Origin of the sequence: Streptomyces spinoverrucosus (assembly GCF_015712165.1) — a bacterium.
Lineage (GTDB): Bacteria > Actinomycetota > Actinomycetes > Streptomycetales > Streptomycetaceae > Streptomyces > Streptomyces spinoverrucosus_A.
The window spans coordinates 4724900-4743455 of sequence record NZ_JADPZX010000001.1 but is presented as its reverse complement, the minus strand read 5'-3'; the positions used below and the strand labels follow the sequence as shown (position 1 = coordinate 4743455).

General features: G+C 70.5%; 19 protein-coding genes and 1 pseudogene. 15 read left to right on the top strand and 5 right to left on the bottom strand.

Annotation, left to right across the window (positions count from 1 at the left end):
- Positions 1 to 136 precede the first annotated feature (136 nt).
- The 3 genes from I2W78_RS21555 (at position 137) to I2W78_RS21545 (ending at position 3925) form a co-directional block, all read left to right on the top strand.
- Positions 137 to 1300 carry an FAD-dependent oxidoreductase gene (locus I2W78_RS21555; protein WP_196461906.1) on the top strand — a complete coding sequence of 388 codons (1164 nt, stop codon included), beginning with the start codon at positions 137 to 139 and terminating at the stop codon, positions 1298 to 1300.
- A gap of 65 nt (positions 1301 to 1365) precedes the next feature.
- On the top strand, positions 1366 to 2337 hold the full coding sequence (locus I2W78_RS21550) for a zinc-binding dehydrogenase (protein ID WP_196461905.1): 972 nt from the start codon (positions 1366 to 1368) through the stop codon (positions 2335 to 2337).
- Positions 2338 to 2422: 85 nt separating this feature from the next.
- Positions 2423 to 3925 carry an MFS transporter gene (locus I2W78_RS21545; RefSeq protein WP_196461904.1) on the top strand — a complete coding sequence of 501 codons (1503 nt, stop codon included), beginning with the start codon at positions 2423 to 2425 and terminating at the stop codon, positions 3923 to 3925.
- Positions 3926 to 4045: 120 nt separating this feature from the next.
- Here the strand turns inward: I2W78_RS21545 and I2W78_RS21540 are convergent, their stop codons facing one another.
- The 3 genes from I2W78_RS21540 to I2W78_RS21530 all read right to left on the bottom strand — a co-directional run bounded on the left by I2W78_RS21540 (position 4046) and on the right by I2W78_RS21530 (position 6778).
- Positions 4046 to 5275, bottom strand: coding sequence for an IS701 family transposase (locus I2W78_RS21540; protein WP_196461643.1), 1230 nt, complete (start codon positions 5273 to 5275; stop codon positions 4046 to 4048).
- A 112-nt stretch (positions 5276 to 5387) separates the two neighbouring features.
- Positions 5388 to 5891, bottom strand: coding sequence for a GNAT family N-acetyltransferase (locus I2W78_RS21535; protein ID WP_196461903.1), 504 nt, complete (start codon positions 5889 to 5891; stop codon positions 5388 to 5390).
- A complete protein-coding gene (locus I2W78_RS21530) occupies positions 5888 to 6778 on the bottom strand; it encodes an aminoglycoside phosphotransferase family protein (RefSeq protein ID WP_196461902.1) in 891 nt (296 codons plus the stop codon). Before I2W78_RS21530 ends, I2W78_RS21535 begins: the two co-directional genes overlap by 4 nt.
- Positions 6779 to 6895: 117 nt before the next feature.
- Here I2W78_RS21530 and I2W78_RS21525 point away from each other — a divergent pair, with 117 nt between their 5' ends.
- Complete coding sequence (locus I2W78_RS21525; RefSeq protein WP_196461901.1) at positions 6896 to 8302, top strand: NAD(P)/FAD-dependent oxidoreductase; 1407 nt, start codon at positions 6896 to 6898, stop codon at positions 8300 to 8302.
- Positions 8303 to 8312: 10 nt separating this feature from the next.
- Positions 8313 to 8483, top strand: a pseudogene (locus I2W78_RS41715) (glycoside hydrolase Chb); the annotation flags it as partial.
- A 480-nt stretch (positions 8484 to 8963) separates the two neighbouring features.
- Here the strand turns inward: I2W78_RS41715 and I2W78_RS21520 are convergent.
- Together I2W78_RS21520 and I2W78_RS21515 are read right to left on the bottom strand one after the other, a co-directional pair.
- Entirely contained in the window at positions 8964 to 9632 is a 669-nt protein-coding gene (locus I2W78_RS21520; RefSeq protein WP_196461900.1) for a histone deacetylase, read from the bottom strand.
- 25 nt (positions 9633 to 9657) lie between these two features.
- Positions 9658 to 10419, bottom strand: a complete 762-nt coding sequence (locus I2W78_RS21515; RefSeq protein ID WP_196461899.1) for a GntR family transcriptional regulator — start codon at positions 10417 to 10419, stop codon at positions 9658 to 9660.
- A gap of 453 nt (positions 10420 to 10872) precedes the next feature.
- Between I2W78_RS21515 and I2W78_RS21510 the strand changes: the two genes are divergently transcribed.
- The 10 genes from I2W78_RS21510 to I2W78_RS21465 all read left to right on the top strand — a co-directional run bounded on the left by I2W78_RS21510 (position 10873) and on the right by I2W78_RS21465 (position 18419).
- On the top strand, positions 10873 to 11142 hold the full coding sequence (locus I2W78_RS21510) for a DUF6284 family protein (RefSeq protein ID WP_196461898.1): 270 nt from the start codon (positions 10873 to 10875) through the stop codon (positions 11140 to 11142).
- Positions 11139 to 11462 (top strand): hypothetical protein, encoded by a 324-nt coding sequence (locus I2W78_RS21505; RefSeq protein WP_196461897.1) that lies wholly within the window; start codon positions 11139 to 11141, stop codon positions 11460 to 11462. The genes I2W78_RS21510 and I2W78_RS21505 overlap by 4 nt, the downstream gene beginning before the upstream one ends.
- Positions 11459 to 12313, top strand: a complete 855-nt coding sequence (locus tag I2W78_RS21500; RefSeq protein WP_196461896.1) for a protein spdB — start codon at positions 11459 to 11461, stop codon at positions 12311 to 12313. The genes I2W78_RS21505 and I2W78_RS21500 overlap by 4 nt, the downstream gene beginning before the upstream one ends.
- Entirely contained in the window at positions 12313 to 12678 is a 366-nt protein-coding gene (locus I2W78_RS21495) for an RRQRL motif-containing zinc-binding protein (RefSeq protein WP_196461895.1), read from the top strand. The genes I2W78_RS21500 and I2W78_RS21495 overlap by 1 nt, the downstream gene beginning before the upstream one ends.
- Positions 12675 to 13232, top strand: coding sequence for a hypothetical protein (locus I2W78_RS21490; RefSeq protein WP_196461894.1), 558 nt, complete (start codon positions 12675 to 12677; stop codon positions 13230 to 13232). The genes I2W78_RS21495 and I2W78_RS21490 overlap by 4 nt, the downstream gene beginning before the upstream one ends.
- A gap of 62 nt (positions 13233 to 13294) precedes the next feature.
- The gene (locus I2W78_RS21485; protein WP_196461893.1) at positions 13295 to 15421 is read left to right on the top strand and encodes an ATP-binding protein; all 2127 of its coding nucleotides are present in this window, start codon (positions 13295 to 13297) and stop codon (positions 15419 to 15421) included.
- Between the two features lie 205 nt (positions 15422 to 15626).
- Positions 15627 to 15938, top strand: coding sequence for a hypothetical protein (locus I2W78_RS21480; protein WP_196461892.1), 312 nt, complete (start codon positions 15627 to 15629; stop codon positions 15936 to 15938).
- 89 nt (positions 15939 to 16027) lie between these two features.
- Entirely contained in the window at positions 16028 to 16933 is a 906-nt protein-coding gene (locus I2W78_RS21475; RefSeq protein WP_196461891.1) for a bifunctional DNA primase/polymerase, read from the top strand.
- A complete protein-coding gene (locus tag I2W78_RS21470) occupies positions 16930 to 17277 on the top strand; it encodes a hypothetical protein (RefSeq protein WP_230885537.1) in 348 nt (115 codons plus the stop codon). Before I2W78_RS21475 ends, I2W78_RS21470 begins: the two co-directional genes overlap by 4 nt.
- Positions 17274 to 18419: a DUF3631 domain-containing protein gene (locus tag I2W78_RS21465; RefSeq protein WP_196461890.1), complete on the top strand. Its 1146-nt coding sequence runs from the start codon at positions 17274 to 17276 to the stop codon at positions 18417 to 18419. The genes I2W78_RS21470 and I2W78_RS21465 overlap by 4 nt, the downstream gene beginning before the upstream one ends.
- The last annotated feature ends 137 nt before the right edge of the window (positions 18420 to 18556 follow it).

Sequence of the window (18556 nt, the reverse complement as noted above, 5' to 3'; positions counted from 1 at the left end):
CCGGATCCGGCACTCGATGTCACATTCGGGGCCCGCACGGAGTCGTACTCCCAGAAACCGCAACCCAGGCGAACCCGAGCCACGAACCCGAGCCACGAACCCGAGCCACGAACCCGAGCCAAAGGAGACCGACCCCATGCCCCACCTCACCGTCATCGGCGGCGGCTTCGCCGGCCTCACCGCCGCCATCGCCGCAGCCGAAGCGGGCGCCAAGGTCACCGTCCACGAAGCCCACCACACCCTCGGCGGCCGGGCGCGCACCGCCGACGGCCCGTACCGGACGAACGAGGGCCCGCACGCCCTGTACAACGGCGGCCCGCACTGGACCTGGCTGACGCAGCGCGACCTGATCGGCCCCCTCGCCCCCGTCCCGCCCCTGGAGGCCGCCCGGCTGCGGCTGCGCCACCAGGGCGTCCTGCGCCGCACCCCGCCCTTCGCCATGCTCAAGCTGCTGCGCCGCGCCGCCCGACAGGCCCCTGTCGACATCGACTTCCTGACCTGGGCCACCGAACAGGCGGGCGAGGAGGGCGCACGGGCCGCCGCGCACTACTCCGCCGTGGCCCTCTTCCACCACGACCCCGGCATCCTGTCCGCCGCGTTCGTGCAGGAACGGCTGCGCCGGTCCACCAAGTTGCCGCCGGAGGCGCACTATCCGCGCGGGGGCTGGGCAAGCGTCGTCGACCGGATGGCCGCCCGCGCCTGGAACCTCGGCGTCCGCATCGAGACCCTGTCCCGCGTCGACACCCTCCCCACCGACACGCCCGTCATCGTCGCCACCTCCCTCGACGCCGCCCGCCGTCTCCTCGGCGACGACTCGCTGACCTGGCCGAGCGGTCGTACGGCCCTGATCGACCTGGCCGTACGCACCCGGCGCGGCGACGCCTTCATCGTCTCCGACCTGGACGCGCCCGGCTGGCTCGAACGCTTCACGGCGCAGGACCGCACCCTCGCCCCGGCCGGCGAGCAGCTCATCCAGGGCCAGATCCCGATCGCCCCGCACGAGTCCCGCGCCGACGGCATGGCCCGCGCCGAGCAGCTGCTCGATCTCGGGTTCGACGGCTGGCGCGACCGCGTCACCTGGCGGCGCGAGGCGATCGCGGGCGGCCGTACGGGCGCCGTCGACCTGCCCGGTACTACCTGGCGTGACCGGCCCGCCGTGGACCGTGGCGACGGCGTGTACCTGGCCGGCGACCAGGTCGCCGCGCCCGGTGTCCTGTCGGAGGTGTCCTTCAACAGCGCGCTGACCGCCGTATCGCTGGCCCTGGGTGGCAGGCGCGTGCTTGACCTCAAGCGCGCTTGAGGTTGAACAGTGAGGGTGGAAACACAGCCAGGCAGCCAGACAACCGCCAACCACGGGGGGACCCCATGCTCGCCATCCGCCTCCACGCCTTCGGCCCCGCCGAGAACCTCACTCCGGAGGAGGTCGAGGATCCCGTACCCGCCCCCGGCCAGGTGCGTATCGCCGTCGCCGCCGCCGGCGTACACCTGCTCGACACGGCCATCCGCGCCGGCCACCCGGGCCCCGGCCCCGCGCCCGACCTGCCCACCATTCCCGGCCGCGAGGTCGCCGGAGTCGTCGAGTCGCTCGGGGAGGGCACGGACGAGGCGTGGCTCGGCAAGCGGGTCGTCGCCCACCTCGGCTTCGTCCCCGGCGGCTACGCCGAACTCGCCGTCACCGACGCCGACCGCCTGCACGAGGTCCCCGCGGGCCTCGACTTCGCCGAGGCCGTGGCCATGATCGGCACGGGGCGGACGACGATGGGGATCGTGCAGTTCGCCGAGCCGGGCCCGGGTGACGTGGTCGTGATCCCGGCCGCGGCCGGCGGTATCGGCACCCTCCTCGTGCAGTACGCCAAGAACGCGGGCGCCACCGTCATCGGCCTGGCCGGCGGCCCGGAGAAGACGGCGCGGGTGGCCGCGAACGGCGCCGACCTGGCCGTCGACTACCGGGACCCCTCCTGGCCGGAGAAGGTCCGGGCGTACGACGGCAAGGTCACGATCGTGTACGACGGGGTCGGCGGCGACACCGCCCGCACGGCCGTCGGCATGCTCGCCCCCGGCGGCAGGCACATCGTCTTCGGCTGGTCCGCCGAGGGCATCCAGGGCGGCGAGCCGCTCGTTGTCGAGGGCGTCACCGTGCAGGTCCTGGGCCCGGTGATGCTGCAGAAGGCGGGCGGCCCGAACCCGATGCGCACCCTGGAACTCCGGTCCCTCACCGAGGCCGCCGCGGGCCGGCTGACCCCCGCCGTGCACCGCTTCCCGCTCACCGAGGCCGCGGCCGCGCACCGCGAGCTGGAGAACCGCGGCACGACCGGCAAGGTGGTCCTGGAGCCCTGACCGGAAGAGCCCGCACCGTAAAGACCTGACCAGGTGGGGCGTGGCATGCCGTACAGTACGCCCGGATTCGTGGTCTTCTGTCCGGATGACCGTGCCTAGGACTGGTGCCCCCGGGGCTTCTGCGGCTGCCGACCCCCACCGCTGGTGGGGGCTGGTGGTGATCGCCCTCGCCCAGCTGATGGTCGTCCTCGACTCGACCATCGTGAACATCGCGCTGCCGTCCGCCCAGGACGAGCTGGGGATGTCCGACAGCAACCGCCAATGGGTGATCACCGCGTACACCGTCGCCTTCGGCGGTCTGCTGTTGCTCGGCGGCCGGATCGCCGATCTGGTGGGCCGTAAACGGACCTTCGTCATCGGGCTGATCGGCTTCGCAGGCGCCTCCGCGCTGGGCGGCGCCGCCGTCGGCCCGGGGATGCTGTTCGGCGCCCGCGCGCTGCAGGGCGCGTTCGCCGCCGTGCTCGCTCCGTCCGCGCTGAGCCTGCTCGCCACGACGTTCACCGACCCCAGGGAGCGCGGCAAGGCCTTCGGTATCTTCGGGGCCCTGGCAGGCAGCGGCTCCGCCACGGGCTTCATCGTCGGCGGGTTGCTCACCGAGTACCTCAACTGGCGCTGGTGCCTGTACGTCAACACCCCCATCGCGATCCTCGCGCTGATCGGCGCCTTCGTCGTCCTGCGCGACCGGCCGGGCCGGCCGGGCGCCCGCCTCGACGTGCCCGGCGTGCTGCTCGGCTGCGGCGGCCTGGTCCCGATCGTCTACGGCTTCAGCGAGGCCGAGTCCCGCGGCTGGACCGACACGCTGGTCCTCGGCCTGCTCGCGGGAGGCGTCGCACTACTGGTGGCCTTCGTGTGGTGGCAGGCCAGGGCGCCCCTGCCGCTGCTCCCGCTGCACATCATCAAGGACCGCGACCGCGCGGGCTGCTTCCTGACGATGATGCTGGCGATCATGGGCATGTTCGGCCTGTTCCTCTTCATGACCTACTACTTCCAGGTCGTCCTGGGGTACTCGCCGGCGCGGACCGGTCTGGCCTTCGTCCCCGTCACGGCCGCGACCGTCATCGGCTCCACCCAGATCGCGGGCCGTCTGCTGCAGCACGTCCCGCCGCGCACCCTGATGGCCCCCGGCATGGTCCTGTCCGCGACCGGAATGGTGATGCTCACCCGGCTCACCGTGGACTCCTCGTACACCACCGACATCCTCCCCGGCCTGATCCTGGCGGGCTTCGGGATGGGCCTGACCTACATGCCGGTGTTCGCCACGGTGACGGCCGGTGTCGCCCCGCAGGACTCGGGCGTCACCTCGGCGACCCTCAACACCTCGCAGCAGGTGGGCGGCTCCATCGGTACGGCCCTGCTGAACACCATCGCCAACACCAGCACCGCCGGCTTCCTCGCCGCCCACCTCACCGACTCCGCCTGGCCCGCGGAGGTGACCCGCGAGGCCTTCGTCCACGGCTACACGGTCGCCAACTGGTGCGCCGCCGGCCTCATGCTCGTGGCCGCCCTGGTCACGGCCCTACTGGTCACGGCGAGGGCCCCGAAACACGGCGCACCGACGAAGGCGCCGCTTCCCGAGGCGGCCCGCTAGTAGTGCTTCGTTAGGTTCTGGCTCTGCTTCGGGGTGTGGTGAGGGGGCGGCCGCAGGTGGTGCAGGTGCCGGTCCAGCACCTCAGCAGGTCCTGAAGGGCACCAAGGACCTGGTAGAGGGTCAGGCCGGCGCTTGGGCTTTTGGGTCGAGCCGCCTGAGGGTGAGGAAGGCCTGGGCGGCGGTGACGAGGGTGACGTGGTGGTGCCAGCCGCGCCAGGTGCGGCCTTCGAAGTGGTCCAGGCCCAGGCCGTGTTTGAGTTCGCGGTAGTCGTGCTCGATCCGCCAGCGCATCTTGGCCCACCGCACCAGGTCGGCGATCGGAGTGGTGGCGGGCAGGTTGGTCATCCAGTAGCCGGTCGGCTCGTCGGCTTCTTCGGGCCGTTCGACCAGCAGGGTCCGCAGCGGCAGCACACCGTCCCACCGGCTGCGTCCCCCGGCCTGTTCCTGGGCGGTGCGGCAGGCCTCCTTGCCCGAGGGCCGCACCGGAAGCACCGCGAAGTGCGAGGTCATCGCCCCCTTGCTGCCCTGCCTCCAGGTGACCTCCTCGAACACGGCGGTTTCATCAACGAGGCCGGGCAACGGGCAGGGCTTCTCGCGGTAGCGGGGCAGGGTCGGTGGTCCCAGCCCGCCATAAGCCGGCTGATACGGCTCGGCGTCGGCAGGCCGCGCGATCTCCTTCGGGTCGACGGCCATGACGTAGGTCCAGGCGCGTTCCTCCAGTGCGAGCCGGAAGGAGACGCTGCGGCCATAGCCGGCATCGGCCACGATCACCGGCACCGCCAATCCCTGCCCGGCCAGCCGGTCCAACAGGCCCAGAGCCAGGTGCGTCTTGGAGACATGCCCGACCTCCACGGGTATCCCAGCGCGCTGCCGCCGACCATCGTCGTGCGCCCACTCCTGGGGCAGGAACAGCTCCCACTCCAACGGGCACGATGCTGTGTCGGTGGCCGCGTGGACGCTGACCGCGACCTGGCAGTTCGCCCGCTTGCCCAGCGCTCCGCAGTACTGCCGGGCCACCCCGACCGACGCCGTGCCGCACTTGGGAAACGACACATCGTCGACCACCCACACCTCAGGGCGGATCGCCTCGCACAACCGCTGGGCGATCCGCCGCCGCACCGGCAGCGGGTCCCACGGCGACTGGTTCACGAACTGCTGCAGGGCCTGCATGTTGCCGTCCGGCAGCCGCTCGGCCATCGGCTGGATCGACTTCCGCCGGCCGTCCAGCATCAGACCCCGCAGATAACAATCGCCCCACCGCCGCTGATCCCGCCGCGGCAACGACCCCAAGACATCGGCAACGAACTCTGCTAACTCACCGCGGAGCCGTTCCACTTCCCCCAGCTTCACACCACGAAGATGCCCACCACCAGGCGAGATCACTCGACGTAACGAAGCACTACTAGGGCCTGTTGCGAAAGTGGCCTCGTCGCCCGGAGGGCGGCCGCGCGGCCAACAGGCCCTAGACGCCACGCTCGGCCGACGGGCGGGGTGTTGCCCCCAGCGCGGCCAACGGCCCGTCCGTCAGGCGGTACACCGTCCACTCGTCCTGGGGCCGCGCCCCCAGCAACTCGTAGAAGTCGATCGCGGGCCGGTTCCAGTTCAGTACCGACCACTCCAGGCGCTCGTAGCCGCGCTCCACACAGATCCGTGCCAGCTCCCGCAGCAGTGCCTTGCCGTGACCGCCGCCCCGCGCGCGTGGGCGTACGTACAGGTCCTCCAGGTAGATGCCGTGCACTCCGCGCCAGGTGGAGAAGTTGAGGAACCACAGCGCGAAGCCGACGCCCTCCCCGGTGACGTCGTCGGTGGCGATGTGCGCGTACGCGGCGGGGCGCTCACCGAAGAGGGCCTCCCGCAGCTGCTCCTGCGTGGCCCTCGCCTCCTGGGGAGCCTTCTCGTACTCGGCGAGCTCGCGCACCAGCGTGTGGATGAGGGGGATGTCGTCGGGTGTGGCGGTACGGATCATGCCGGCAGGCTAGCTCGCAGCCGCCGGGCGATCTCCAGCTGCTCGTCCTCCACCGGCCGGCCGTCCTCGATCTCCCACAGGCAGTTCTGCAGCACGCGCGCGAGGGTCCAGGCGCGTGCACGCGCGCGTTCCAGCCCCAGTACGTCCGTCATGGCGTCGAACCGCCAGCGGACCTCGTCCGCGTCGAAGCGGTTGTCGATGGCGGGCAGCAGGTCGAAGCCGGGGTCACCGGCGAGGGGCTTGGGGTCGATGGCGAGCCAGGGGGCGCGGTCGGAGGCGAGGACGTTCTCGAAGTGCAGGTCCCAGTGCAGGAGCCGGTCCCCCGGCTCGTCCACGACCTCCCGTACGGCGGCGGCGCAGTCGGAGAGCAGACGGCGGGCCTCCGGGGCCGGGACCCGCCGAAGCGCCCACGGCGTCTGCTCCAGCATCGCCCGCGCGATGTCGCCGAGCCCGCGCATGCCCTCAGGGGCCGGTACGGAGGTCAGACGGCCCAGCAGACGGGCGATGACCAGCACGGCCTCACGGGAGTCGGGCACGTGGGACAGCATCCGGGCGGGGTCGAGGCGTTCGAGGAGCAGCGCGCAGGTCTCCGGGTCGTGGTCCAGCAGCCGTACCGCCCCCTCGCCGTCCCACACGCGCAGGGCGACCGGCTCGCCCTCGCTCTCGTCGTCGAGCAGCTGCAACTTCAGCGCCGCGCGCGTGCCGTCGGCTCGCACGACCGGCAGGACCAGCGCGCACACGCCGTACATCGACGGCCCGTCGATCCGCAGCTCCCAGCGGTCCAGGAAGCAGGCCGCCAGCTCCGGCAGCCCGGCGATGAAGGCGCGGCCCTGCTCGCCGTTGTACAACGCCTGAGACGCCGCCAGTTCCTCCGGAATCTCGATCACATACGGGACCCTATGGGCGTACGCGCGCGTGCTCGACCCAATTTCCCCACCTCCGGCCCGCCACAACGACGAAATCCGAAGGAGACATCCCCGCGCGCGCGGGTTAACGTCGCGGCCATGAGCAGCTCGCCCAGCAGCGTCGTGAACGGCGGCGTCTCCTTCTGGTACGCCCAGGAAAGCTTCCCCGCCCCCAGGGAGCCCCTCTCCGGCGACGCGTCCGCGGACGTCGTGATCGTCGGCGGCGGCTACACGGGACTGTGGACGGCGTACTACCTGAAGAAGGCCGCGCCCTTCCTCCGGATCACCGTCCTGGAGCAGAAGTTCTGCGGCTACGGCGCCTCCGGCCGCAACGGCGGCTGGCTCTACAACGGCATCGCGGGCCGCGACCGGTACGCGCGCGTGCACGGCCACGAGGCCGCCGTACGCCTCCAGCGGGCCATGAACGACACCGTCGACGAGGTCATCAGGGCCGCCCGGGAGGAGGGCGTCGAGGCCGACGTCCACAAGGGCGGCGTCCTCGAAGTCGCCTGCACCCCGGCCCAGCTGGCCCGCCTGAAGGCCTTCCACGAGCACGAGCTGTCGTACGGCGAGAAGGACCGCGAGCTGTACGGCGCCCGCGAGACCGCCGAGCGGATCAGGGTGGCCGGCGCGGTCGGCTCCTCCTGGACCCCGCACGGAGCCCGCATCCACCCGGTGAAGCTGGTGACCGGCCTCGCACGGACCGTCGAGTCCCTGGGCGTGACCATCCACGAGTCGACCCCGGTGACGGAGATCCGCCCGAAGCACGCGGTCACCCCGTACGGCACGGTCCGCGCGCCCTACGTCCTGCGCTGCACGGAGGGATTCACGGCGTCCCTGAAGGGCCAGAAGCGCACCTGGCTGCCCATGAACTCCTCCATGATCGCGACCGAGCCGCTCACCGAGGAGCAGTGGGAGGCGGTGGGCTGGGCGGGCCGCGAGACGCTCGGCGACATGGCGCACGCCTACATGTACGCCCAGCGCACCGCCGACGGCCGGATCGCACTCGGCGGCCGCGGAGTGCCGTACCGCTTCGGCTCCCGCACCGACAACGACGGCCGCACCCAGGAAACGACGATCGCGGCACTGCGGGAGATCCTGGAACGCTTCTTCCCGTCCCTGACCGGCGTCGGCATCACACACGCCTGGTCCGGCGTGCTCGGCGTACCCCGCGACTGGTGCGCCACGGTCACCCTGGACCGCGCCACGGGCCTCGGCTGGGCGGGCGGCTACGTCGGCTCCGGCGTCGCCACCGCCAACCTCGCCGCCCGCACCCTGCGCGACCTGGTCCAACTCGACTCCGGCCAGGGCACCCGCACGGACCTGACGGACCTGCCGTGGGTCGATCACAAGGTCCGCAAGTGGGAACCGGAGCCGCTGCGCTGGCTGGGCGTCCACGGCATGTACGCCACCTACCGCACCGCCGACCGCCACGAACACACCACGCACAGCGCCGAGTCGTCCCGACTGGCACGACTGGCGGACCGGGTGGCGGGACGACGCTGAAGAAGACGCGACGTCGTACTCGTACCGCTGGTACGCGAACGGCAAGGCCATCAGCGGGGCCACCAAGTCCTCGCTGGTCCTGAAGTCGGCCCAGAAGGGCAAGAAGATCACCGTCAAGGTGATCGCCCACCGCCCCGGCCACAGCGACGGATCAGCGCTGAGCAAGCCGACCAGAACGGTCGCCGGGTTGCACAAGTGTCAGCGGAACAGTTCCGCGCCGGCCGGCCCGCCGGGCAGTCTCGGCGAGGCTCTGGTCGTACGGGATGTGGGCGAGCGGAGAGGCCACCTGCGCAGGAGTGAGGGCGACCTCCAGCGGTACCGCACTCGGCTCCTCACGTACGACGGCGACGCTGCGGCCGTCATTTCTGCTCTGGAAGCCGGTGATCCTCGCACCGCAACAGACCGCCGCGGTTGATGTCCCCCGTAGATGTCGAACGCCCCGGACCGATCATCGGCCGGGGCGTTTGTGCTGCTCAGGAGAAGAGCCCCCTGTCGGATTCGAACCGACGACCTTCGCTTTACAAGTTCCCACCAGCGATCGCGTGACAGGGATGTTGGCGTTCCGGCCCGCTATGTAGGGTCCACGGCCGCTCCTCGCGATACGGCAACGTGCACCCGTGTTGCCGTCAGGTGTTGCCGTCAGGGCGCGTCGTAGCCGTCCTCAGGAGTCACCCGTGAGGAGGGCGGCAATATCCTGCTCGGACCAATGGCCGGACGCCCCTGGACAGGCTGCGACGTACTCGGCAATCGCATCCACATCCCAAGTGCCAGCCGACAATAGCCCCGAGGCGAGGAACTCCACATAGGGCAGCGAAGGCGGAATCCATGGCACGTCGTTCATTCCCCAGGGGGCAGTGAAGGTTAGAACAGGCAAGCCGTCAATCTGGCCTACGCAAACCAACGTCTCATAGCGTCCCTCGCCCAAAACGGCGCGCCCGTGTTCCAGAGCCTCGCCAAGCTTCAGGTTCGTCCCCGGCTCCCTGTACATCTCTTGAGCAGCGATGTCCGAGAACTGCTCAGTAGTCACCAGGTGTGCCCTAGCCAACACGCGGCCTGACCCCTCGGGATCGTAGAAGGCTCTTCCGCCTCCCCACACTGGCGACTCGGTGGCGAAGTACATCGCGCCGGAAAGCTCAACCGCGAGTGACCGGGGAGGCATTACCGGGTTTCTGCAACCGGGATACTCCCTGGTCGCACCCAGCGGACGACCGCCCCGGATGTAACAGGCAAGACGATCAAGGTGCATGTTTGAGCCATAAGAGGTGTACCAAACCTCCTTTGGCTCCCGGTCGTCGGGCAACGTTGGATCAATGCTGCTGAGCGCTTTCACACGCGTCGGCTCCTGGGAGACGGGGCTATTCGGCGGATACGTCGTACCTGATGACATGACGGTCTCCCGGAAGGACTGTGATCATTACTCGTAGGGGACGGTTGTTTTCGTCGTAGCCCGTACGCATGTGCACAGCCACAGGCGTGGCAGCGGGCAGGGACAGCTTCTCGATCTCGGCACGAGTCGGCATCCGCACGGTGATCTCATCTCGATAACGAGCCTGGATGAGCCCGACGCTCGCCAGCACACCGCCCGGCGCTGACACGTCCTCAGGCAGCATCAAGGGCGTGCCACGAACCAACTCCTCAGGGAAGTAGGAGTCAGCCAAGGCGTAAGGGTCATGGTCGACTATGCGGACCCGCTCCCGCACAACGGTGATGCCTGTCTCGGGATCCAACTCCAGCCGCTCAGCGACCTCCGCCGGCGGTCGCCGGATGGATACACGGACTTCCTGCCGTGGTTGGCGACCACTTTCGGCCACGATGCTGGCCCACTGGTCACCCTGCTTGTCCGTCTGATGCCGGGCGCGAGACTCCAGAACCGACCAGTCCCAGACCGCTGGCGTGAGGCTGCGGCGAACGAAGCTACCCCGCCCCTGACCAGCAATGATGAGCCCTTCTTCGGTCAGGCGCCGCAGGGCGAGCCGGACCGTATTCCGACTGGCCTCGTAGCGCTCCACCAACTCGAACTCAGTCGGGAGCTGTTCACCGGGTTCAAGCTCCCCTCGCTCGATCTGTCCTCGCAGGTCATCAGCGATGCGGTGATACCTCGGGCGTTGCTCCCTCACGGTTCCTCCCCGACAGTTGGCTGACTTGTGCCAACAACATACGCCCTCTGGCTTGACCGACCCAACAACTGTGGTCAAACTCAAGGCAGTTGGTTGTTGGTACAACACCACCAACACCGACGAGTCAGTCCTTATGCCGGACAGGGGCTGCCTACGGAACCTCGTAGGTCCCTGAACTGGGCGTTCTTTGAAAACTGAATGGGGATCACGTCGCCTCTCCTCGGCCAAGTAGGCGACCACGCGGGTCTCCCGCGTGAGGTACAGCGCGACCCAATCTCCGCAGCGCCGCTGCGGCCGGTTGCCTCCCTCGCCCGTCCGGCGCGTGTGTAGCGCGGCGCCGTACGGGCGGGGTGTGGGGAGCCGGATTCCCGACTTCAACGGCGCGCGGCTCCCGGGGTGCCTCCCGGGAGCCGCTGTTCGGGCCGTTCCACCCTTCGAGAGGAACACGACCCAATGAGCCACATCGTCACTGTTCAGGACGCTGTTACCGCGTTCGCCGACTGGATCGAACCCACGGACGCGGAACTGGACGCGATCGAGCAGGAGATGCCGCTGATCCTCGCGGACGTCGACCTGCTGGACGCGCACATCATCACCCTCGACCGCACGCCGACCGAGCTGGACGCCCGCCGCATCCGCCGGGCCCGCCGCCGGGCGCTGGCCGCCCGGGTGGACCTGGCCAACCGCACCGCCGGCGCGAGCCTGCCCGGGGGTGCGGCGTGAACGAGCCGCTGACGCTGGACGGCCTGGCCGTACCCCTGCGTGCGCTGCGACTGCTGGTCGCTGACTTCGGGCATCTGCCCGCCCCGGACGTCGACCTTTCCCGCATCTACCCCGACCGGCTGACCCTGCGCTTCCACGAGGGTCTGGACGCATTCGAAGCGTGGCGGGAAGCCCTGGCCGTGCCGCCGGAGAAGGTGACGCACGGGGTGCAGGGCGACGGCATGACGCGCGTGCTGAAGGCGTCCACCGACTACGCGGGCGCAGTGGTCCACCTGCACGGCTACACCGACGTGCCGGCTGCGGACGGGGGTGCGGCATGAACGCCAAGACCGTTCTGCCCGCCGTCGCGATGACGGCCGTGTCCATGGTCCTCACTCTGGCCGTGGTGGTGATGTGGCTGGGCACGGCCGTGCCATGGCCGGTGGCCGTGGTCGTCGGACTCGGGATCGACGGCGGATGGCTGGCCACCCTCGCCTACGAGCGCCGCCTCGCGGCGCAGGGCGACCACAGCAACGCGGTCACCGCCGTCGGCTGGTCGTTCGGCCTGATCGCCACGGGCGTGTTGGTGGCGCACGCGCTCACCGCCGATCACTCCGCCGGCGCGTGGCTGGCCGTGGCCTGGCTGCCGGTCGCGGCCAAAGCGCTGTGGCTGGTGCACGGGCTGTGGGAGCGCACCGCGCTCACCCCGGCGGCGCTGGGAGCGATCCGGGGAATTCAGCAGGAGGCCCGCGATGAGGCGGCGGTGGCCCGCGCCCGGCTGCGGGCGGAAGCGGCGACTGAGGAGACGCGGTTGACGGCCGTGACCGAGGCCGGCGCCCGCGTGGCCCGTGTCCAGGCCAGGACCGCTGACACCCTCGCGGGGGCGTGGTCGACCCTGGAGAAGGCGCGTGCCGGTGAGGAGACAGGGCGGGCGCTGACCAGCGTGACGCACCGGGTCACGCCCGGTGTCACGCCCCGCTGGGAGCTCCCGGTGTGGGGGCCCACCGAGCAGGTTCCCGCACTGGAGTCGGGCCCGGCGCTCACGGATGACGCGCTGGACGCCGTGGTCGACGCCATCCGTACCAGCGAGGACCCGGCCCTGTCCTACCGCGAGATGGCCGCCCGCTTCCGGGCGGCCGGTCACTCCGCGTCCGAGGTCCGGCTCAGGGCTTCCTGGAAGCGCGTCGCCTGATGGCGGCGCTGCCGGTGTTCCGGTGGCGCCTCGCCCCGGACGGATACGCCACCCGCCGCCAACTCCGGGCCCAAGGTTTGCGCCCCGGTGGTCAGGACGTGGCCGCTCAACTCGAACGTCCCCGCCGACGGCGCGAACCCCTGGTCGCCTACCTCTACCGCGTCGACCTCGCCCTACCGGTGCGGCCCATGACGGCCGCGAAATGGGCGGCTCTGGCCAAGGCCAACGCCGCCCGCCGCACCTGTCCCCAGTGCCAGCGGGATGCCGGATACGTCATCCCCGCCTCGCTCGGCATGTGCGCGCCCTGCGCCTACCCCGACACCTCCCTGTCCGCGCCCGGCAGTACCGGAACGGAGACTCCGTGAAGACCACCACGTCGACGCACAAGATCCCCGGCTACGGCTCGACCCTGCGCACCGCGAAGCGGCTGACCGAGCAGGCCGCACGGCTGGTGAACCGGTCGGTACCCGGCACGATGTGCGACGTCGAGGTCATCCTGACCAACGAACGCGGCATGGCCGACCTGATGACCGCCGCAGACATCGCCCTCGCCGGCAGCGCCGACCGACGCGCCCTCCAGCGCGCGCAGCGCGACGCCAAGCGGACCGCCCGCAACATCCAGGCCGCCGCCATCCCCCGCCCGGACGGCAGCGCGCTGGTCCTGATCAACGCCGACCGCCACCCGACGCCGGCCGAGTTCGCCGTGACGCTCGTGCATGAGCTGGTGCACGTCATGCAGTTCAGCCGCAAGAACGTCCGCGAGCGGATCGTGGCTGACCTGCGTGACCGCCTCGGTATCGAGCGTCAGTCCCGCCGTCACGCCCGCGAGTTCGAGCGGGCGTTGGAGCAGGACGAACGCGAGGCGTACGGCCGCGAGCACCTCGCCGCCCACCTCGTTCCCTCCGCTGCCGCCGCGTGAGCCGACACCCCACCTTCCCTCACTTCCGCCCCGACTCAGGGGGCAGTTCAGGAGATTCCCGCATGAGCGACAACGTCGTGCACCTGCACAAGCACCACACCCCGCCCGCCACCGCGACGGACAGGGACACCCCGACCGTGCTCACCGTGGTGTCGGCCCCTGCGCCCGCACGGCCGGTGCCGCTGTGGGTGCGATCCGGCCGCGCCATCCGCACGGCCGTCACCCACGACAACACCAAGACCACCGCCCGCATCGTCGTCCGCCACGGCGCCTACGTCGTCGGCGGGGCGAAGATTGCTGCCCGCCGCACCTGGGACGGCCGTACCGGCGCCCGCTACGAGCGCATGCTCCGCGCCGCTGAGGCTGCCGGGAACCATGAGATGGCCACTGAGTGGGAGGAGCGCCTGCAGCGCTTCCGCGAGGCACGCCACCGCCGCCGCATGGACCTGCTCACCTCCCCCGTGGACGCGGCCAAGGGCGTGCTGGTCGGAACGGGCATGGGCATCGGTGGCCTGGTGGCACTCGGGATCGTCATGGCGATCGCCAACAAGGACGTCACCGACGTCGTCACTCCGCTGACGGCGGTCATCGAGTTCATCGCCCTGGTCATCACCATCGTCTCTGTGGTGTGGGGGCCGCTGGTCACCGTCGGTCCGCTGCTCGCGCTGCTCGCGCTGTGGTCGGTCGGCCGCAAGCAGCAGGCCGCACCGAACTGGGCACTGCCCGACCGCGTCCGCAACGGCGAGGGTGAGCCGATCACCCCGTCGATCGTGGTCAAGGCCCTGCGCGACCTCGGGGTGCCCGCGCTACGCAACGCCATCAAGGACATGGGCGACGCCGGCGCATCCATGCTGTCCCCGATCGTGATCGCCGGATGCGGCGTCGAGGTCGACGTCACCCTGCCGTCCGGGGTGTCCACCGACGAGATCCAAAAGCGGCGCCGCAAGCTTGCCGAGAATCTCACCCGTCACGAGCACGAGGTATTCATCACGATCCCCAAGGCCGCCCGCACGGTGCGGCTGTGGGTCGCCGACTCGGGAGCGCTGGATGAGCCGATCGGCCCGTCGCCGCTGGTCACCGACGAGACGCTGACCGCGAACTACTCAACGGGTAAGGCGCCGTGGGGTCAGGACCTGCGCGGCGACGCGGCGGCGATCAGCCTGTATCAGCGCCACCTGCTCATCACCGGCCTGTCCAACCAAGGCAAGACCGCAGCCCTGCGCTCCCTGGCGCTGTGGCTGGCGCTGGACCGCACGGTGGAGTTCTGGCTGGGCGACCTCAAGGGCGTCGGTGACTGGGCCATGTTCGACGGGCTGGCCACCAGGCTGATCCAGGGCCCGACTGACGACCACGTCATCCAGGTGACCGAGATGCTGGAGGACGGGGTGGAGGAGATGAACCGCCGTATCCTGGCGCCGCCCGGCACCGAGTTCCCGCCGCTGATCATCATCGTCGACGAGGCTCAGCTCGCCTTCATGTGCCCGGTCAAGGATGAGCAGAAGCGGCCCTACGGCGGGTCCAGCTCCACCTCCCGGTACTTCATGGCCGCCCGGAAGATCCACAACCAGGGCCGTGCCGTCGACGTGCTGCTGTGGCAGGGCACCCAGGACCCCACCGACCAGAACCTTCCCAAGCTCGTACGCGAGGGCGCCCACACCCGCGCCGCCCTCGCCCTGGGCACCGAGTCCCAGGCCCGCATGGCACTGGGAGACAAGGCCGTCGACGGCGGCGCCGCCCCCAACCTGCTGCGTCAGGGGCTGGACAAGGGACAGGTCGTCGTCGCCTCCGACGGCATCGAGATGCCGGCCGGACAGTCCTTCGTCAATGTGCGTACGCACTACATCAGCACCGATGACGCGAAGGTGATCGCCGCCCGTGCCAAGGCACTTCGCGACGGCGTCACCACCCTCCACACCATCGAACGCGGCGAACAGCGCGACCCGCTTACCGACATCGCCGCCGTGCTCGGCAACGCCCCGCGCCTGTTCACCCAGGACGTGATCCAGCGACTGGCCACCCTGGACGCGGACGCCTACGGCGGCTGGACGTTCGCCGACCTCAAGCGCGTGCTGGAGGCGGCGGGCGAGGAGCCGAAGAAGTCCCACGGACGCATGGTCGTCCACCGCGATCACGTCTTCCGCGCGCTCGCCAACCGCGACGCGGACGATTCCGCTTCCGCCGTCGAGTAGCGGGGAGGAACCCCGCCGCGTGCCGGGGAGGCGGGGAGAACTCCCCAACCGCCTCCCCACCCCTGCCTCCCCCACGTTGATCAGCGAAAACGCCTCTTCGGGGAGGCGGGGAGGCGCGCAGGTCAGACCCCCGAAAACCCCCTCCACACGCCACCCCCAAGGGTGTGCCTCCACCTCCCCACCCGAGCACCGGAAGGGATTCCACATGACCCATCGTGACCCGCCGGGGATCATCGCCCCGCACATCCCCGCCGACGCCTACCGGCGTGCCGAAGCCACCGGACAACCCATCGTCATCGTCGTCCACACCACCGAACCCAACGGACGGCCCCTGCGCGCCTACCTGTTCCCCATCGTCGTGGCGGGTGCCGGCGCAATCGGCATCTTCGGCGTCGTCGCCGCGTTCCTCGCCCTGCTCGACCTCGCCGCCCACACCGCCGCCGTCATCGGCGCCGCCGCCGGACCCATCGGCGTCGGCGGGATCACGCTCAGGCTGGCCCGCCGCAAGAACCCCTAGCTACGCCAAGGGCGGCCCCCTCGTCTCGCCAAAGTCGCGGGGCCGCCCTTGCTAGCCAGTCACCCATCAAGGAACTGGAGACATCCAGCATGACCCATGACCCCCGCTTAGCGCTGCTGCGCACAGCGCTGGACGCCGCCGAACGCGGCTGGCACGTCTTCCCCCTCCGCCCCGGCGGCAAGCCGCCGGCGCTGCATGGGGAGAAGTCCTGCACCCTCACCGGTGAGTGCGCCGACGGGCACCTGAAGTGGGAACAGCGCGCCACCACCGACCCCGACCGCATCCGCGCCGCCTGGTCGCGGGCGCCGTTCAACGTCGGCATCGCCACCGGCCCCTCCGGGCTGGTCGTGGTCGACCTGGACACGCCAGAGCACAAAGGCAGTTCGGACGCGCCTGACGGCGCGACGACCTTTGCAGCGCTCTGCGAGCGCGCCGGCCATGCCGTCCCCGACACCTACCGCGTGCGCACCCCGAGCGGCGGAACCCACCTGTACTTCACCGCCCCGCACGGCGTCCGACTGGCCAACACGGCTGGCACCGTTGCCGATTCGGTCGACACCCGCGCATGGGGCGGCTACGTCGTCGCGGCCGGCAGCACCACTCCCGCCGGACACTACGAGGCTCTGTGCGGCCCCAAGACGGCCGCTCTGCCCTCGTGGCTGCAAACCATCCTGCAACCCGCCCCCAAGGCGCCTCAGGCGCCCTCTATGGCCGTAGCGGGGCAATCCCGCCGATATGCGGAGATAGCACTCGCCAACGAGACGCGGAACGTCGCCACCGCCCAACGCGGCTCGCGGGAAGCCGCGTTGTTCCGGGCCGCGCGCGCCCTGGGACGGTTCGTCGCGTGGGGCGACCTCCCCCGGCACGTGGTCGAGCAGGCTCTTCAGGAGGCAGGCGAGACGGCCGGACTCACCGTCTCCGAGTGCCGCTCAACCCTGCGCAGCGCCCTCAACTGGTCCATCACCCACAACGCGGTCAGGCGGGATGCGGCATGAGCGCCCCCACTCGCCCCTGCCTGAAGAGCATCCCCTCCACCCCGACCGGCCCGTCCGCCGCCGCACAGGCTGTGGACACGGCGGCCGTAGGCGTGCCGAAAGGCGCCGCCCGTAAGGGCGTCCGAACTGCCCTTCGCTCTGACCCGCACACGGTCACGGTGACCGGCATCATCCCCGGCCTCCACATCCACGCCGGCCGCATCGAGACCGCCGACTGGCTGTGCTCCTGCGGCCACCACGAACGGGCCCGTGGCCGCGCCGCCGTCACCGAACTCATCGCACGCGTACGCGTCGGCGTCTGCCCCCACTGCGCCAGCCCCCAGGAAGGGAGGACCGCCGCATGACCGGAACCATCGACGGGGCCGCACTGCTCGACGAGGTGGAAGCCTTCCACCGCCGCTTCAACGTCTTCCCCCACGAGGCCGCCTACGTCGCCGTCGCCTTGTGGGACGCGCATGCTCACCTGCTCGACTGCTTCGACTCCACCCCCCGCCTCGCCTTCTTGTCCCCGGAGCCGGGGTCGGGCAAGTCGCGGGCGCTGGAGATCGTAGAGACCCTCGTGCCGCAGCCCATGACCGCCGTCAACGCGTCCGCCGCCGCCTTGTTCCGGTCGGTGTCCAGCCCCAACGGCCGGCCCACGATCCTGTTCGACGAAATCGACACGATCTTCGGGCCCAAGGCAGGAGACAACGAGGAACTACGCGGCTTCCTCAACGCCGGCCACCGCCGCACCGGAGTCACCTACCGGTGCATCGGCGACGGCGGCAACCAGACCGTACAAGCCTTCCCCTCGTACTGCGGCGTCGCGGTCGCCGGACTCGGCTCCCTACCGGACACGATCATGACCCGCTCCGTCGTGATCCGCATGCGCCGACGGGCACGCAACGAACGCGTGGAAGCCTTCCGCGCCCGCATCCACGAAGCGCAGGGACACGCCCTGCGCGACCGACTCGCGCAGTGGGCCGAACACGCCCGTGGGTTCGTCATGGGTGCGTGGCCGGACATGCCCGACGGGGTCAGCGACCGCCCGGCGGACGTGTGGGAACCCCTGCTTGCCGTCGCCGACGCGGCCGGCGGCGACTGGCCCGAGCGGGCACGGAAGGCGTGCGTGACGCTGGTGACCGCGTCCAAGGCCAACGACAAAGGCAGCCTCGGAGTCCGGCTGCTGACCGACCTGCGCGATCACGTCATGGTCGGCATCGATCGCCTGCCCACCGTCGCCATCCTCGACAGGCTCAACGCGCTCGACGACGCCCCGTGGGCGGACCTGCACGGCAAGCCGCTCGACAACCGGCGCCTGTCGAAGATGCTCGCGGAGTACATGACGGCGGACAACGAGCCGATCGCCTCCCGCAACATCAAGACCGCCGGGAGCGTCCTCAAGGGCTACTACGCCGCAGATCTCCACGACGCGTGGGCCCGCTACTGCCCCCCACCCCCGGAAAGTCCGCTACTTCCGCTACCCGGCACTGAAAACGCGGCCTGACCAGCAACAACGGGGTAGCGGCAACCGGCATTGCCAGCCGCTACCCCGCCGCTACCGCTACCCCCTCCCGCTACCCCGAACAGGCCCCTGACCTGCGCGGTAGCGGCGGTAGCGGAAGTAGCGCCCCTCAGAAGGGG

Coding starts and splice junctions, on each gene's coding strand:
- I2W78_RS21470 (WP_230885537.1), top strand. CDS start 16,930: ATGAGCGCCCCCACTCGCCCCTGCCTGAAGAGCATCCCCTCCACCCCG.
- I2W78_RS21550 (WP_196461905.1), top strand. CDS start 1,366: ATGCTCGCCATCCGCCTCCACGCCTTCGGCCCCGCCGAGAACCTCACT.
- I2W78_RS21525 (WP_196461901.1), top strand. CDS start 6,896: ATGAGCAGCTCGCCCAGCAGCGTCGTGAACGGCGGCGTCTCCTTCTGG.
- I2W78_RS21465 (WP_196461890.1), top strand. CDS start 17,274: ATGACCGGAACCATCGACGGGGCCGCACTGCTCGACGAGGTGGAAGCC.
- I2W78_RS21555 (WP_196461906.1), top strand. CDS start 137: ATGCCCCACCTCACCGTCATCGGCGGCGGCTTCGCCGGCCTCACCGCC.
- I2W78_RS21510 (WP_196461898.1), top strand. CDS start 10,873: ATGAGCCACATCGTCACTGTTCAGGACGCTGTTACCGCGTTCGCCGAC.
- I2W78_RS21475 (WP_196461891.1), top strand. CDS start 16,028: ATGACCCATGACCCCCGCTTAGCGCTGCTGCGCACAGCGCTGGACGCC.
- I2W78_RS21535 (WP_196461903.1), bottom strand. CDS start 5,891: ATGATCCGTACCGCCACACCCGACGACATCCCCCTCATCCACACGCTG.
- I2W78_RS21500 (WP_196461896.1), top strand. CDS start 11,459: ATGAACGCCAAGACCGTTCTGCCCGCCGTCGCGATGACGGCCGTGTCC.
- I2W78_RS21480 (WP_196461892.1), top strand. CDS start 15,627: ATGACCCATCGTGACCCGCCGGGGATCATCGCCCCGCACATCCCCGCC.
- I2W78_RS21495 (WP_196461895.1), top strand. CDS start 12,313: ATGGCGGCGCTGCCGGTGTTCCGGTGGCGCCTCGCCCCGGACGGATAC.
- I2W78_RS21485 (WP_196461893.1), top strand. CDS start 13,295: ATGAGCGACAACGTCGTGCACCTGCACAAGCACCACACCCCGCCCGCC.
- I2W78_RS21545 (WP_196461904.1), top strand. CDS start 2,423: ATGACCGTGCCTAGGACTGGTGCCCCCGGGGCTTCTGCGGCTGCCGAC.